This is a genomic window from Roseateles sp. GW821-FHT03B02, assembly GCF_059421025.1.
In genome coordinates, this window is sequence record NZ_JBWKUV010000002.1 from 112,863 (window position 1) to 127,331 (window position 14,469).

Annotated in this window: 13 protein-coding genes; 3 read left to right on the plus strand and 10 right to left on the minus strand. The window is 67.1% G+C overall.

Annotated elements, in window-relative coordinates:
* Positions 1-34: 34 nt before the first annotated feature.
* The 10 genes from lapB to gyrA form a co-directional block, all read right to left on the minus strand.
* Entirely contained in the window at positions 35-1,186 is a 1,152-nt protein-coding gene (gene lapB / locus AC07VX_RS06750; RefSeq protein ID WP_493164501.1) for a lipopolysaccharide assembly protein LapB, read from the minus strand.
* Positions 1,176-1,475 (minus strand): LapA family protein, encoded by a 300-nt coding sequence (locus AC07VX_RS06755; RefSeq protein ID WP_493163971.1) that lies wholly within the window; start codon positions 1,473-1,475, stop codon positions 1,176-1,178. The genes lapB and AC07VX_RS06755 overlap by 11 nt, the downstream gene beginning before the upstream one ends.
* A gap of 16 nt (positions 1,476-1,491) precedes the next feature.
* The gene (locus AC07VX_RS06760; protein WP_056202110.1) at positions 1,492-1,791 is read right to left on the minus strand and encodes an integration host factor subunit beta; all 300 of its coding nucleotides are present in this window, start codon (positions 1,789-1,791) and stop codon (positions 1,492-1,494) included.
* 111 nt (positions 1,792-1,902) lie between these two features.
* Complete coding sequence (gene rpsA / locus AC07VX_RS06765) at positions 1,903-3,615, minus strand: 30S ribosomal protein S1 (RefSeq protein ID WP_493163972.1); 1,713 nt, start codon at positions 3,613-3,615, stop codon at positions 1,903-1,905.
* A 153-nt stretch (positions 3,616-3,768) separates the two neighbouring features.
* Entirely contained in the window at positions 3,769-5,769 is a 2,001-nt protein-coding gene (locus AC07VX_RS06770; RefSeq protein WP_493163973.1) for a bifunctional 3-phosphoshikimate 1-carboxyvinyltransferase/cytidylate kinase, read from the minus strand.
* On the minus strand, positions 5,769-6,665 hold the full coding sequence (locus tag AC07VX_RS06775) for a prephenate dehydrogenase (RefSeq protein WP_493163974.1): 897 nt from the start codon (positions 6,663-6,665) through the stop codon (positions 5,769-5,771). Before AC07VX_RS06775 ends, AC07VX_RS06770 begins: the two co-directional genes overlap by 1 nt.
* An 8-nt stretch (positions 6,666-6,673) precedes the next feature.
* On the minus strand, positions 6,674-7,771 hold the full coding sequence (gene pheA / locus AC07VX_RS06780; protein WP_493163975.1) for a prephenate dehydratase: 1,098 nt from the start codon (positions 7,769-7,771) through the stop codon (positions 6,674-6,676).
* Positions 7,764-8,852 carry a 3-phosphoserine/phosphohydroxythreonine transaminase gene (gene serC, locus AC07VX_RS06785; RefSeq protein WP_493163976.1) on the minus strand — a complete coding sequence of 363 codons (1,089 nt, stop codon included), beginning with the start codon at positions 8,850-8,852 and terminating at the stop codon, positions 7,764-7,766. The genes pheA and serC overlap by 8 nt, the downstream gene beginning before the upstream one ends.
* A gap of 13 nt (positions 8,853-8,865) precedes the next feature.
* Positions 8,866-9,453: a DUF2059 domain-containing protein gene (locus AC07VX_RS06790; RefSeq protein WP_493163977.1), complete on the minus strand. Its 588-nt coding sequence runs from the start codon at positions 9,451-9,453 to the stop codon at positions 8,866-8,868.
* 1 nt (position 9,454) lies between these two features.
* On the minus strand, positions 9,455-12,088 hold the full coding sequence (gene gyrA, locus AC07VX_RS06795; protein ID WP_493163978.1) for a DNA gyrase subunit A: 2,634 nt from the start codon (positions 12,086-12,088) through the stop codon (positions 9,455-9,457).
* Between the two features lie 265 nt (positions 12,089-12,353).
* Between gyrA and ompA the strand changes: the two genes are divergently transcribed.
* The 3 genes from ompA to AC07VX_RS06810 all read left to right on the plus strand — a co-directional run bounded on the left by ompA (position 12,354) and on the right by AC07VX_RS06810 (position 14,469).
* Positions 12,354-13,013 (plus strand): outer membrane protein OmpA, encoded by a 660-nt coding sequence (gene ompA / locus AC07VX_RS06800; protein WP_493163979.1) that lies wholly within the window; start codon positions 12,354-12,356, stop codon positions 13,011-13,013.
* Between the two features lie 77 nt (positions 13,014-13,090).
* Entirely contained in the window at positions 13,091-13,795 is a 705-nt protein-coding gene (ubiG, locus tag AC07VX_RS06805) for a bifunctional 2-polyprenyl-6-hydroxyphenol methylase/3-demethylubiquinol 3-O-methyltransferase UbiG (protein WP_493163980.1), read from the plus strand.
* Positions 13,792-14,469: an HAD-IA family hydrolase gene (locus AC07VX_RS06810; RefSeq protein WP_493163981.1), complete on the plus strand. Its 678-nt coding sequence runs from the start codon at positions 13,792-13,794 to the stop codon at positions 14,467-14,469. The genes ubiG and AC07VX_RS06810 overlap by 4 nt, the downstream gene beginning before the upstream one ends.

Here is a 14,469-nt window from a genome sequence, read left to right on the forward strand (position 1 = left end):
CTTGAAGGGGCCGGCGAAGCCGGTAGGGGGTGGGCTACAACTCTTCGACATGGCGCGGCGGGTAGGTGTCCCAGTTGAGGCAGCCGGGGCATTGCCAGAAGTAGTGGGCAGCCTCGAAGCCGCAGGCGGCGCAGCGGTAGCGCAGCAAGGGCTTCACGGCTTTCTCCAGCGTCTGCACCATGGGGCCGGCTTCGTCAGCAGGCAGCGCGGCGGCATTCAGCTTGAGCAGGTCGGTGGCAGCGGAGAGGGCGGGTTGTTCGCGCAGGTGGGCGGCCAGGCGCCCGCGCTGGATGTCGGGTTGGCCGGGCTGCAGCATGGCCAGGGCGCGCAGTAGGTGCATGCTGGGCGCGCGCTGGTACTGCTCGGTCAGCAGCGCGATGGCGCGCTCGGGCTGGTCCAGGCTTTGGGCCGCGGCTGCGCAGTCGGCGGCCACGAGATTGAAGGCCGCCGGGTTGGCCGCCAGCAGCTTCGTGAAGGCCGCCATCGCGCCCTCAGGCTGACCAGCCTTGAGCAGCAACTGGCCCTGCAGCGCATAGGCACGGGCCGACTCGGGCGCGCGGCGCTGGGCCTGGTCGAGCAGGGCGGGCACGAGGTCGGCATGGCCCTGCGACTGCGCCACGAGGGCCTGCTCGCAGAGGTAGTGCGAGATGCGGACGGAAAAGGAGCCGGTGCCGGCGGCTTCCAGCTCCTCGGCGACTTCGGCGGCCTTGGCCCAGTCGCGCGAGCGCTCATACAGCGACAGCAGGGCCAGCCGAGCCTCGCGCTCGAAAGCGGTGCCGCGCAGTTCGGCATAGGCGGCTTCGGCGCGGTCGAAGAGGCCGGCTTTGAAGAAGTCCTGCGCCAGTTCGTGCTGGGCGCGGTCGCGGTCGGCCTTGGGCAGATCGCCGCGGCGCAGCAGGTGCTCGTGCACGCGCACCGCGCGCTCGGTCTCGCCGCGGCGGCGGAACAAGCTGCCAAGGGCGAAGTGCAGCTCTGAGGTGTCGGGGTCGTTCTGGACGGCTTCGATGAAGGCGTCGATGGCCTTGTCCTGCTGCTCGTTCAGCAACAGGTTCAGACCCTTGAAGTAGGCCTTGGGGGACTCACGCTGTTCGAGCTTCCACTGCTTGGAGTCGAGCTTGGAGGCCAGCCAGCCGAGGACGAAGACGACGGGCAGTACGAACAGCAGCCAGCGCGGATCAAACTCCATCTTGGTGGGCCGCGAAGGGCGTTGCAGGCGCATCGGGCGCCGGGGTGAGGGCGCCGGGCAAGGGCTCGGCGCGTTGGGCGGCGCGGCGATGGCGCCACCAGGCGGGCACCATGGCCAGCACGCCGAAGGCGGCGCCGAAGCCGAAGGCCAGCAGCACGATGATGACTTGCGGTGCGCGCCATTCATGGCCGAAGAACCAGCGCACGACGGCCTCGTGGCTGTTGTTCAGCGCGAAGGCGAACAGCGTGAAGAAGAGCAGGGCCCGCAGGAGCCAGACGAGGGTGCGCATGGCCCCGGATTCTGGCTCAGGCGTCGGTGACGGGGAGATGCTTGTCGACCGCTTCGCGCAGGGCCTTGCCGGGCTTGAAGTGGGGCGCCAGCTTTTCAGGAATCATGACTTGCTCGCCACTGCGCGGATTGCGGCCGACGCGGGGCGGACGACGGCTGATGGAGAAGCTGCCGAAGCCGCGGATCTCGATGCGGTGGCCGCGCGCCAGGGCGTCGCTCATGGCGTCGAGGATGGTCTTGACGGCGAACTCGGTGTCGCGCTGGGTCAATTGGCCAAATCGTTCGGCGAGCACGGCGACGAGGTCGGAGCGGGTCATGGCAAAGCGGCTTGGTCGATCTTGTAATTGAAACAGGCCCGCTGGCGAGAGGCCGGCGAGCCTGTGGGGAGCATACCCGGCCTGCACGCAGGCCGGGCGTCAACCGAGGGCTTAGTTGCCCTGGTTGTCCAGCTTGGCGCGCAGCAGGGCGCCCAGGCTGGTCGTACCGGCGTTCTCACGCTCGTTCGACTGGCTGATGCGCTGCATGGCTTCCTGCTGGTCGGCGTTGTCCTTGGCCTTGATCGACAGCTGGATGTTGCGGGTCTTGCGGTCGATGTTGACGATGACGGCGGTGACTTCGTCGCCTTCCTTCAGCACGTTGCGGGCGTCTTCCACGCGGTCGCGGGAGATTTCCGAAGCGCGCAGATAGGCCATCACGCCGTCAGCCAGCTCGATCTCGGCGCCGCGCGGGTCCACGGTCTTGACCTTGCCGGTCACCGAGGCGCCACGGTCGTTGATCGTGGTGTAGGCGGTGAAGGGATCGCTGTCCAACTGCTTGATGCCCAGCGAGATGCGCTCGCGCTCGACGTCCACGGCCAGCACGACGGCTTCGACTTCCTGGCCCTTCTTGAAGTTGCGCACGGCGGTCTCGCCGGACTCGTCCCAAGACAGGTCGGACAGGTGCACCAGACCGTCGATGCCCTGGGCCAGGCCCACGAACACGCCGAAGTCGGTGATGGACTTGACCGGACCCTTGACCTTGTCGCCGCGCTTGACGTTCTCGGCGAACTCTTCCCACGGGTTGGCCTTGCACTGCTTCATGCCCAGCGAGATGCGACGCTTGTCTTCGTCGATTTCCAGGACCATGACTTCGACTTCGTCGCCCAGCGAGACCAGCTTGCTGGGGGCGATGTTCTTGTTGGTCCAGTCCATCTCAGACACGTGCACCAGGCCTTCGATGCCCGGCTCGATCTCGACGAACGCGCCGTAGTCGGCGATGTTCGTGACCTTGCCGAACAGGCGCGTGCCGGTCGGGTAGCGGCGGGCAACACCGAACCAGGGGTCGTCGCCCAGCTGCTTGATGCCCAGCGAGACGCGGTTCTTCTCGGCGTCGAACTTCAGGACCTTGGCCGTCAGTTCCTGGCCGACCGTCACCACTTCGCTCGGGTGACGGACACGGCGCCAGGCCATGTCGGTGATGTGCAGCAGGCCGTCGATGCCGCCCAGGTCCACGAACGCACCGTATTCGGTGATGTTCTTGACCACGCCGTTGACGATGGCGCCTTCGGACAGCGTCTCGAGCAGCTTGGCGCGCTCTTCACCCATGGAGGCTTCGACCACGGCACGACGCGACAGCACAACGTTGTTGCGCTTGCGGTCGAGCTTGATGACCTTGAATTCCATGGTCTTGCCCTCGAACGGGCTCATGTCCTTCACCGGGCGGGTGTCCAGCAGCGAGCCGGGCAGGAAGGCGCGGATGCCGTTGACGAGGACGGTCAGGCCGCCCTTGACCTTGCCGGAGACGGTGCCGGTCACGAAGTCGCCGGACTCCAGGGCCGTTTCCAGGCTCAGCCACGAAGCCAGGCGCTTGGCCTTGTCGCGCGACAGAATGGTGTCGCCGTAGCCGTTTTCGATGGCGTCGATGGCGACGGAGACGAAGTCGCCGACCTGGACTTCCAGTTCGCCCTGGTCGTTCTTGAACTCTTCGATGGGCACGTAGGCTTCGGACTTGAGGCCTGCGTTGACGACGACGAAGTTGTGTTCGACACGAACGACTTCGGCCGAGATCACTTCGCCGGCGCGCATGTCGGAGCGCTGCAGCGACTCCTCGAACATTGCGGCAAAGGATTCCATGCCGGAAGCGGCGGTTTGGGTTTGGGACATGTTGATTGATCCTGATGCGCCGGGGAGCCCCGGACGCGGCGTGCAGACGGGCTGCGGGTTAAGTTGTTGACATCGCCGCACCCGGTGAGCTGACGCTCGGGAGGGGAGTGCGGCGGGCCGTGGCTTCTCAGGCCTGGGCCGCTCCGACTTGCATCAGAACGGCCGGCGCTGTTGCCACCAAGCCAGCACCTGATCCACCGAGGCTTCGATGGTCAGCGCCGAGTTGTCGAGCAGCTGCGCGTCCTGCGCTGCGACCAGGGGCGAGGCCAAGCGGTTCTTGTCCCGCTCGTCACGCGCCTCCAAATCTTCGCGCAAGCTCTCCATATTAGCGGAAATTCCCTTGGAAATCAATTGCTTATGCCGGCGCTCGGCACGTGTGGCGGCGCTGGCGGTCAGGAAGACCTTGAGCGCCGCGTCCGGGAAGAGGGCCGTGCCCATGTCCCGCCCGTCGGCGACGAGGCCAGGCAGGCGGCGGAAGTCGCGTTGCAGCTGGTTCAGCGCCTGCCGCACCTCGGGGTGGACAGCCACCTGCGACGCCAGCAGGCCGGTGGCCTCGGCGCGCAGCCGGGCGCTGACGTCTTCCGGGCCCAGGAACACCTGGCCTGCACTGAAGCGCAGCTGCAGCGTGGGCACGATGGCGGCTACCGCGAGGCCGTCGTCCAGGTCCAGGCCGGCGCGGCGGGCGGCCAGGCCGGTGACGCGGTACAGCGCTCCGGAGTCCAGCACGCCGAAGCCCAGGGCCTTGCCCACCTCGTCAGCCAGAGTGCCCTTGCCGGACGCGGTGGGGCCGTCGATGGTGATGACGGGGATATCCTCGGCTCGGGCCGTGACGACACCGAACAGCGTCTCGAAATAGTCCGGGAAGGTCTTGGCGACGCAGTGCGGCTCCAGGATGCGCACGGGAACAGCCTGCTGCGCGACCAGTCCGTTGAAGGCCGCCAGCGAGAAGCACATCGCGACGCGGTGGTCGTCGTAGGTGTGGACGGACGCGGCCTTCCAGCCCTGCAGCGGCTGCACGCGGATCCAGTCCGGACCCTCCTCGACTGCGGCGCCCAGCTTGCGCAGCTCGGTGGCCATAGCCGTGATGCGGTCGGTTTCCTTCACGCGCCAACTGGCGATGTTGGTCAGCGTCGTCGGGCCGTCGGCGAAGAGGGCCATCACCGTCAGCGTCATCGCCGCGTCCGGGATGTGGTTGCAGTCCAGCGTGATGCCCTTGAGTGGCCAGGCACCACGGCGGACCTCCAGCCAGTTTGGGCCTGCCTTCACGTCGGCGCCCATCGCGGCGGCAGCCTCGATGAAGCGCACGTCGCCCTGCAGCGATTCGCTGCCGACGCCCTCGATGCGGATGGGCGCGTCGGCGGCCGCGATGGCGCCCAGGCCCACGAAGTAGGAGGCCGACGAGGCATCGCCCTCGACAAACACCTCGCCCGGCGAGCGGTAGCGGCTGCCAGCCGGGATGACGAAGGCGGCCCAGCCCTCGCGCTTCACGTCGATGCCGAAGCGTGCCAGCAGCGCCAGCGTGATCTCGATGTAGGGCTTGGAGATAAGCTCGCCGATGACCTCGATGCGGATGTCGCGCTCGGCGACCAGCGGCAGGGCCAGCAGCAGGGCGGTCAGGAACTGGCTGGACACGTCGCCACGCACGCGCACCGGGACATCCAGCGCCAGCGAGGACGGCCCGCGCAGGCGCAGCGGCGGGTAGCCGGGGTTGCCCAGGTCGTCGATGGCGCAGCCGAGGCCGCGCAGCGCGTCGACCAGGTCGCCGATGGGGCGCTCGTGCATGCGGGGCACGCCCGAGACCTCGAAGCTGCCGCCCTGCGTGGCGGCGAGCACGGCCAGAGCGGCGGTCAGCGGGCGCATGGCCGTACCCGCGTTGCCGAGAAAGAGCTGCGCGTGCTTGGCGAGCAGCTTGCCGCCCAGGCCGACGATGCTGACCGTGTCGCCTTCCTGCGCCACGCCGCAGCCCAGGGCGCGCAGCGCGTCCAGCATTACGGCCGTGTCGTCCGACGCCAGCAGGTCGCGCACGATGGTGCGGCCTTCGCTGAGTGCCGCCAGCAGCAGCACGCGGTTGGAGATGCTTTTGGAGCCGGGCAGGCGGACGGTGCCCGCGGCGCCGCGCAGCGGCGGCAGGTCGAGGAAGGGGATCTTGAACATCACTTGCCGGCCGGGCGGCCGGGAGGGACTGCAGGGGAGAGAAGGCTCCAGGCCTCGCGGCCTTCGGCGATGGGCCGGAGGGCGGCTTCGAGTGCTGCCGCGTCGCCGGCCTCGATCAGGGCTTCCAGCTGGTCCAACGTCGTGCGGAAGCGCTTGGACTGGGCCAGCACCTCGTGCTTGTTGGCCAGCAGGATGTCGCGCCAGACGGCGGGCTCGCCAGCGGCGATGCGGGTGAAGTCACGGAAGCCGGGGCCGGCGAGGCTGAGGTAGTCGCGCGCGGCGGGCTGCTCGGCAATCGCCTGGAAATAGGCGAAGGCCAGCAGATGGGGCAGGTGGCTGACGGCGGCGAAGGCGGCGTCGTGGTTGTGCGGCCGCATCTTCAGCACCGTGGCGCCGAGGGCCGACCAGACATCGGTCGCGCGTTGCACCAGCGCCGGGTTGGTGAAGGGCTGCGGCGTCAGGATGACCTGGCGGCCTTCGTAGAGCGTGGCCTCGGCGTGCTGCACGCCGCCGGATTCCTTGCCCGCGATGGGATGGCAGGGCACGAAGCTGGCGGCCCGTTCGCCCAGCGCGCGGCGTGAAGCCTCGATGACGTCGCACTTCGTCGAGCCCACGTCCATGAACAGCACGCCGGGATTCACGAGGTGGCGGATGGCCTTGAGCGTGATTTCCGTGGCCGACACGGGCACGGCGATGAGCACGATGTCGGAGCCGGACACCGCCAGCAGGGCCGACTCGGCGGCCACGTCGATGACGCCCAGCTTCTTGGCCTGCTCGGTGGTCGAGGGCGACTTGCTGTAGCCGATGACGCGCTTGACCAGGCCGGCGCGCTTCATCGCCAGCGCGAAGCTGCCGCCCATCAGGCCGCATCCGATGACGCCGAGCTGGTTGAACATGGCGGGCTCTAGTTCTTGACCGGGTAGGCGCCCAGCATCTTGAAGAAGGCGCAGAGTTCGCGCAACTCGGCCAGGGCCCCTGCGACATGGGGCTGGCTGGGGTGGCCGTCGAGGTCGATGTAGAAGTAGTAGTCCCACTGGCCGGTGCGGGCCGGGCGGGATTCCAGGCGGGTCATGGACACGCCGTGCTTCTTCAGCGGCACCAGCAGGTCGTGCATGGCACCGGGCCGGTTGGGCACCGAGACGACGAGGCTGGTGCAGTCGCGGCCGGTGGCCGGCGGCGTGGCCATGGTTTGCGGCAGGCAGATGACGGCGAAGCGGGTGCGGTTGTAGGCCTCGTCCTGGATGGCGTGGGCCACGATGTGCAGGCCGAAGAGGGTGGAGGCGCGCTCGCTGCCCAGGGCCGCCCAGGCCGGGTTTTCGGCGGCCAGCCGCGAGCCTTCGGCATTGCTGGAAACGGCGCGGCGCTCGACGTCGGGCAGGTGCTTGTTCAACCAATTCTGGCACTGGGCCAGAGCCTGAGGATGCGCCAGCACTGCCTCGATGCCGTGCATGGACGGCTCCTTGCGCATCAGGTTGTGGCGGATCAGCAGGCTGACCTCGCCGACCACATGGCAGGGGGTGTGCAGGAAGAGGTCGAGCGAGCGGGTGACGACACCCTCGGTCATGTTCTCAACGCCCACCACGCCGAACTGCGCGCTGCCACTGGCCGTGGCGTGGAAGACCTCGTCGAAGCTGGCGCAGTAGACGAGGTCGGCGGCGCCGCCGAAATACTCGATGGCTGCCTGCTCGCAAAAGGTGCCAACCGGGCCGAGCACCGCCACGCGCTGCGGCGACTCCAGCGCCAGGCAGGCGGACATGATCTCGCGCCAGATGGCCGACACATGCTCGGCCTTCAACGGCCCGGGGTTGGCGGCGCGGATCTTGTCGATGACCTGGGCGACGCGGTCGGGGCGGAAGAAGGGCGTGCCCTCGGCGCGCTTGATCTCGCCGACCTGCTCGGCCACGCGGGCGCGCTGGTTCAGCAGCTCCAGCAGCTGGCGGTCCAGGCCGTCGATCTGGTCGCGCAGCGCCAGCAGCGCCTGGGAGGCAATGGGTTCAGCCATGGCGGGCCTCGAAATCCTTCAGGAAGGCCACCAGCGCCTGCACGCCTTCCAGCGGCATCGCGTTGTAGATGGAGGCGCGCATGCCGCCCACCGACTTGTGGCCCTTGAGCTGAAGCAGGCCGGCCGCCTTGGCCTCGGCAAGGAAGCTCTCGTTGAGCTTCTCGTCCTTCAGGAAGAAGGGCATGTTCATGCGGGAGCGGCAGCCGACCTCGACGCGGTTCTCGTAGAGGCCTGATGCGTCCAGCGCAGCGTAGAGCAGGCCGGCCTTGTCGATGTTGCGCTGCTCGATCGCCGCCAGGCCGCGCCTGCCGGCGTACTCAAGCTGCTTGACCCACTGGAACACGAGGCCGGCGACATAGATCGCGAAGGTCGGCGGCGTGTTGTACATGGACTGGGCCGCGGCCACGGTTTCGTAGTTGAAGGCTGATGGGCAGATGTCCAGTGCGCGGCCCAGCAGGTCCTCGCGCACGAACACGAGCGTGAGGCCCGCGGGGCCGATGTTCTTCTGCGCGCCGCCGAAGGCCAGGCCGACACGGCTCCAGTCGATGGGGCGGGACAGCAGGTGCGAGGAGCAGTCGATGACGAGAGGCACGTCGCCGCCGATGCGCGGCAGGTCGTGGAACTCGACGCCATCGATGGTTTCGTTGGTGCAGACGTGCACATAGGCCGCGTCGTCGCGCAGCTTCCAATTGCGCGGGATCTCGCGGCCGTTGCCTTCCGCGGCGATCTGCACGTCGGCATAGCGGCGCGCCTCGGCCGCGCTCTTGCGCGACCAGGAGCCCGTGACGACGACGTCCACCTTGCCGCCGCGGCTGAGGTTCATCGGCACGATGGCGTTCTCGCCCAGGCCGCCGCCCTGCATGAAGAGTATGCGGAAGTTGGCCGGCACCGCGAGCAATTCGCGCAGATCAGCTTCCGCGCGCTCGGCAATCGAGATGAACTCCTTGCCACGGTGGCTCATCTCCATGACGCTCATGCCACTGCCCTGCCAGTCCAGCATCTCGGCCGCCACCTGGCGCAGTACGGGCTCGGGCAGGGTGGCGGGACCGGCGGAGAAATTGAACGGGCGGGCTGAGGTCATCGAGGCGTGGAAGCTACTTCTTGGGTGCGGGTGCCGAGGCGGTCGGCTTGGGGGCGGAGGCGGCGGGTGCCGACAGGCCGAGGTGCTTGGCGATGTTGGCGTTCAGGGTCTTGAAGCGGCCATCCAGCGTCGGGCCGGCTTCGGTCATGACCTTCTGCGCGACCGCCTTCTGCAATTCGACACTGGCGAGACCGAACTTCTGGCTGACCGGCGATTCTGCCCACGCCAGGACCTGCTTCAGTTCGTCCTCGCTGAAGCGTTCGTCCAGCAGGGCCGAAGCAGTGGTGGGCACGGCCTTGGAGATCTTGTCCTTCAGGTAGGGGCCGTTCTCCTCGATGAACTTCTTCAGCTCGGCATCCATGGCCTTGGCCGTGGCTTCGCGCTTGTCGGCCGGCACCTGCTGCAGGGCGGCGCGGCCTGCCTGGGTCAGCTGGGACAGCGGCCCCTGGATGATGTTGGCGGCCAATCCTTCGGACATGCCCTGCTGCTGCAGGGCCACGATCTTGTCGATCAGGGCCTTCTTGGCCGGGGACGGGTCGGCCAGGGCGGTGCCGGCGGCCAGGGCCAGGGCGAGGGCCAGGCCCAGCTTGCGAGAGGTCATGTCAGTCCTTGGGAGCTTCAGGGGTGTCCGCTGCCTCGCCGCCTTCGGCGCCGGCATCGGCTTCATTGGCATCGTTCTCGACGATGCGTTGCAGGCCCGACAGCTTGGCGCCGTCGTCCAGGGCGATCAGAGTGACGCCTTGCGTGGCACGGCCCAGTTCGCGGATTTCGCTGACGCGGGTGCGCACGAGCACGCCCTTGTCGGTGATCAGCATGATCTCGTCCTCGGGGCGCACCAGCGTCGCGGCAACGACGCGGCCGTTGCGCTCGCTCTGCTGGATGGCGATCATGCCCTTGGTGCCGCGGCCGTGGCGGGTGTACTCGACGATGGAGGTGCGCTTCCCGTAGCCGTTCTCGGTGGCAGTCAGCACGCTCTGGCTTTCGTCCTCGGCGACGAGCATGGCGATGAGGCGTTGGTCGGGCTCCAGCATCATGCCGCGCACGCCGCGGGCGGTGCGGCCCATGGGGCGCACATCGTCCTCGTCGAATCGCACGGCCTTGCCGCCATCGCTGAACAGCATCACGTCGTGGCGGCCGTCAGTCAGCGCGGCGCCGATGAGGTGGTCGCCTTCATCCAGGTCGACGGCGATGATGCCCGCCTTGCGCGGGTTGCTGAAATCCTTCAGCGAGGTCTTTTTCACGGTGCCCATGGCCGTGGCCATGAAGATGAAATGGTCCTCGGGGAAGGCGCGGAACTCACCCGTCAGCGGCAGCACGACAGTGATCTTTTCCCCGGCCTGAAGCGGGAACATGTTGACGATCGGCTTGCCGCGCGAGTTGCGGCTGCCCTGCGGCACCTCCCAGACCTTGAGCCAGTAGACGCGGCCGCGGTCGGAGAAGCACAGGATCCAGTCGTGCGTGTTGGCGATGAAGAGCTGGTCGATCCAGTCGTCGTCCTTCGTGGCGGTGGCCTGCTTGCCGCGGCCACCGCGGCGCTGCGAGCGGTACTCGCTGAGTGCCTGGCTCTTGATGTAGCCGGTGTGGGAGAGGGTCACGACCATGTCGGTGGGCGTGATCAGGTCTTCGGTGCCCAGTTCCTGGGCGTTGTGCTCGATGACGCTGCGGCGGGCGCCCAGCTTGGTCTGGCCGAACTCGGTCTTCAGCTGGGTCAACTCGTCGCCGATGATGGTGGTCACGCGCGAAGGGGTGGCCAGGATGTCGAGCAGGTCGGCGATCTCGGCCATCACCTCCTTGTATTCGCCGACGATCTTGTCCTGTTCCAGGCCGGTCAGGCGCTGCAGGCGCATCTGCAGGATCTCGCCCGCCTGCGCTTCGGAAAGGCGGTAGAGGCCGTCCGCCTGCATGCCGTACTCGGCTTCCAGCCCTTCGGGGCGGTAAGCGGCACCACCGCCTTCGGCGCGCGCGAGCATCTCGCGCACCAGCGACGAATCCCAGCTCTTGGCCATCAGCGCCGCCTTGGCAACCGGCGGCGTCGGCGAGGTCTTGATGGTCTCGATGAACTCGTCGATGTTGGCCAGCGCAACCGCCAGCCCTTCCAGCACGTGGCCGCGCTCGCGGGCCTTGCGCAACTCGAAAATCGTGCGGCGGGTCACCACCTCGCGGCGGTGCTCCAGGAACACGATGATCATGTCGCGCAGATTGCACAGCTTGGGCTGGCCGTCCACGAGGGCGACCATGTTCATGCCGAAGCTGTCCTGCAGCTGGGTCTGCTTGTAGAGGTTGTTCAGGACAACCTCGGGCACTTCGCCGCGCTTGAGCTCGATGACCACGCGCATGCCCGACTTGTCGGACTCATCCTGGATGTGGCTGATGCCCTCGATCTTCTTCTCGTGAACCAGTTCGGCGATGCGCTCGAGCAGGCTCTTCTTGTTCACCTGGTACGGGATCTCGTCGACGATGATGGCCTGGCGAGCGCCCTTGTCGATATCCTCGAAATGCACCTTGGCTCGCATGACCACGCGGCCGCGGCCCGTGCGGTAGCCATCGCGCACGCCGGCCAGGCCGTAGATGATGCCGGCCGTGGGGAAGTCCGGCGCCGGGATGATCTCCATCAACTCGTCGACCGTGCATTCCGGGCTCTTCAGCGCGAACAGGCAGGCATCGACGACTTCGTTCAGGTTGTGCGGCGGGATATTCGTCGCCATGCCCACGGCAATACCTGCCGAGCCGTTCACCAGCAGATTCGGCAAACGGGTGGGCAGCACCAGGGGTTCCTTATGGCTGCCGTCGTAGTTGGGCCCGAAATCGACGGTTTCCTTGTCGATGTCGGCCAGCATTTCGTGAGCGATTTTGTCGAGACGAATCTCGGTGTATCGCATCGCGGCTGCGTTATCGCCGTCGATGGAGCCGAAATTGCCCTGCCCGTCGATCAGCATGTGCCGCAGGCTGAATGGCTGGGCCATGCGGACGATGGTGTCGTAAATCGCCGAGTCGCCGTGCGGGTGGTATTTGCCCATGGTCTCACCCACGGCCTGCGCACTCTTGCGGTACTTGGCGTTGTAGGTGTTGCCCATCTCGTTCATCGCGTACAGCACGCGACGATGCACCGGCTTGAGGCCGTCCCGCGCATCGGGCAGGGCGCGGCCCACGATCACGCTCATCGCGTAGTCGAGATAGGAGCGGCGCATCTCCTCTTCGAGGCTGATGGGCAGGGTTTCCTTGGCGAACTGGGTCATGCGGGCTCGATCTCGCGTGCGCTACACGGGCGCGACGTCGTCATGGGTAGGTGAAAGGCGCGAATTCTATGCGGCGCGCCCCCTTGTAGCAGCAGCGCAACATCGTCACCATGCCCTTGAACGTAGGCCGCCACAATGCGTTCGTCTCGGTGCCCCCATGGCACAATCGTCGAGTCCCTAGGAGAAACCCTAAAGTTCTCCTGAGGTTAGAGGTTCGAGCACTGACTCTCGCAGGGCAACTGCGGCATTCCTTGAGAGGAGAATCATGAAGAAACTGAATCGTGTGGCGTCGCTGTTTGCGGTGGCCGCTGTCGCCGTTGCTGCGTCCAGCGCATCGGCCCAGGTCATCGACAACTGGCGCGCAACCGACGGTACCGTCTGGAAGAACGGCACCAACGAATACTGCTGGCGCGACAACTTCTGGACGCCCGCCACCGCCGCCAAGGGTTGCGACGGCGAAATCAAGCCGGCCCCGAAGGTCGAGGCGCCCAAGCCGGTCGCTCCGCCGCCGCCGGCTCCTGCTCCGCAGGCTCCGAAGCCCGTGACCCCGCCGCCGCCGGCGCCGGTCAGCGAGAAGGTCACGTTCGCCGCTGACGCCTTCTTCGACTTCGACAAGTCGACGCTGAAGCCCGAAGCCACCGCCAAGCTGGATGACCTGGTCAGCAAGACCAAGGGCATCAACCTGGAAGTCATCATCGCCGTGGGCCACACCGACTCGGTGGGCACCGACGAGTACAACCAGAAGCTGTCGATCCGCCGCTCGGAAGCCGTCAAGGCCTATCTGGTGAGCAAGGGCGTCGAGCCGAACCGCGTCTACACCGAAGGCAAGGGCGAGAAGCAGCCCGTGGCCGACAACAAGACCGCTGAAGGCCGCGCTAAGAACCGCCGCACCGAGATCGAAGTCGTCGGTACGCGCAACAAGTAAGCTCAGGCGCCCACGGGCGCTTGGTGCAAAGCCCCGCACGGCCCGCCGTCGGGGCTTTTCTTTTTTCCGATCCAGTCATGACGATCAATGCCGACCCGCAAGAGCTCGCCAAATTCGGCGAGCTGGCCCACCGCTGGTGGGATCCCGAGAGCGACTTCAAGCCGCTGCATCAGATCAACCCGCTGCGGCTGGGCTGGATCCAGCAACTGTGCCCCCTCGCTGGCCGGCGTGCCCTCGACGTGGGCTGTGGCGGTGGAATCCTGAGCGATTCCATGGCGCGTGCGGGCGCTCAGGTGCTGGGCATCGACCTGTCGACCAAGCCGTTGCGCGTGGCCGAGTTGCATGCGATGGAGGCGGGCACCGAGGGCGTGGAATACCGCGAAATCGCCGTCGAGGATCTGGCTGCCGAGCAGCCGGCGGCTTTCGACGTGGTGACCTGCATGGAGATGCTGGAGCACGTGCCCGATCCTGCCTCGGTCGTGCAGGCCTGCGCCGCGCTGGTCAAGCCCGGTGGCTGGGTGTTCCTGTCCACGCTGAACCGCAATGCCAAAGCCTTCATGCTGGCCATCGTCGGCGCCGAGTACGTGCTGAACATGCTGCCCAAGGGGACGCATGAGTACGCCCGTTTCCTGAAGCCCTCGGAGCTCGCGCAATTCTGTCGCGGCGCGGGGCTGGAACTGCAGGCCAGTCGCGGCCTGACCTACAACCCGGTGACGCAGCGCTACAGCCTTGGCAGCGACACCGACGTCAACTATCTGATGGCCTGCCGGCGCCCTTTGTGAGTCTGCTGACGCCGCGCTGGTCGCAGCTGCGGGCGGTGTTGTTCGATCTCGACGGCACGCTGATCGACAGCGCCGGCGATCTGGCGCGCGCTGCTAACGCCATGCGGCTCGAACGTGGCTTGGCGCCGCAGCCGCTGTCGCAGTACCGTCCGCACGGTGGTTCGGGGGCGCGCGGCATGCTCGCGCAAGCCTTCGGCGTTGCTCCGGGCGAGTCGACCTACGACGAGCTCAAGCGTGAGTTCCTCGATCGCTACGAGGGATTGATGTACGACACCACGGCGCCCTTTGAAGGTATCGAGGTCGAGTTGGCCGGCTTGGTGGCGGCTGGTCTGGCCTGGGGCATCGTCACCAACAAGGCTGAGCGTTTTGCGCTCCCGCTGGTGGCGGCTCTGGGGTTGCGCGCGGGGGCCGTCATCGGTGGCGACACCACGGGCCACACCAAACCTCATCCGGCACCGTTGATTGAAGCGGCGCGCCGCCTGGACGTTGCGCCCGCGACCTGTCTCTACGTCGGCGACGATGAGCGCGACATCATCGCCGGCCGCGCCGCCGGCATGACGACTGCTGCGGCCGCCTGGGGCTATCTGGGCCAAAGTGGTGAATTCGCTCATTGGCGTGCCGATCTGGAGCTGTTCTCACCTGGGGAGCTCTTGAAGAAGCTCGGCCTGCCCTAA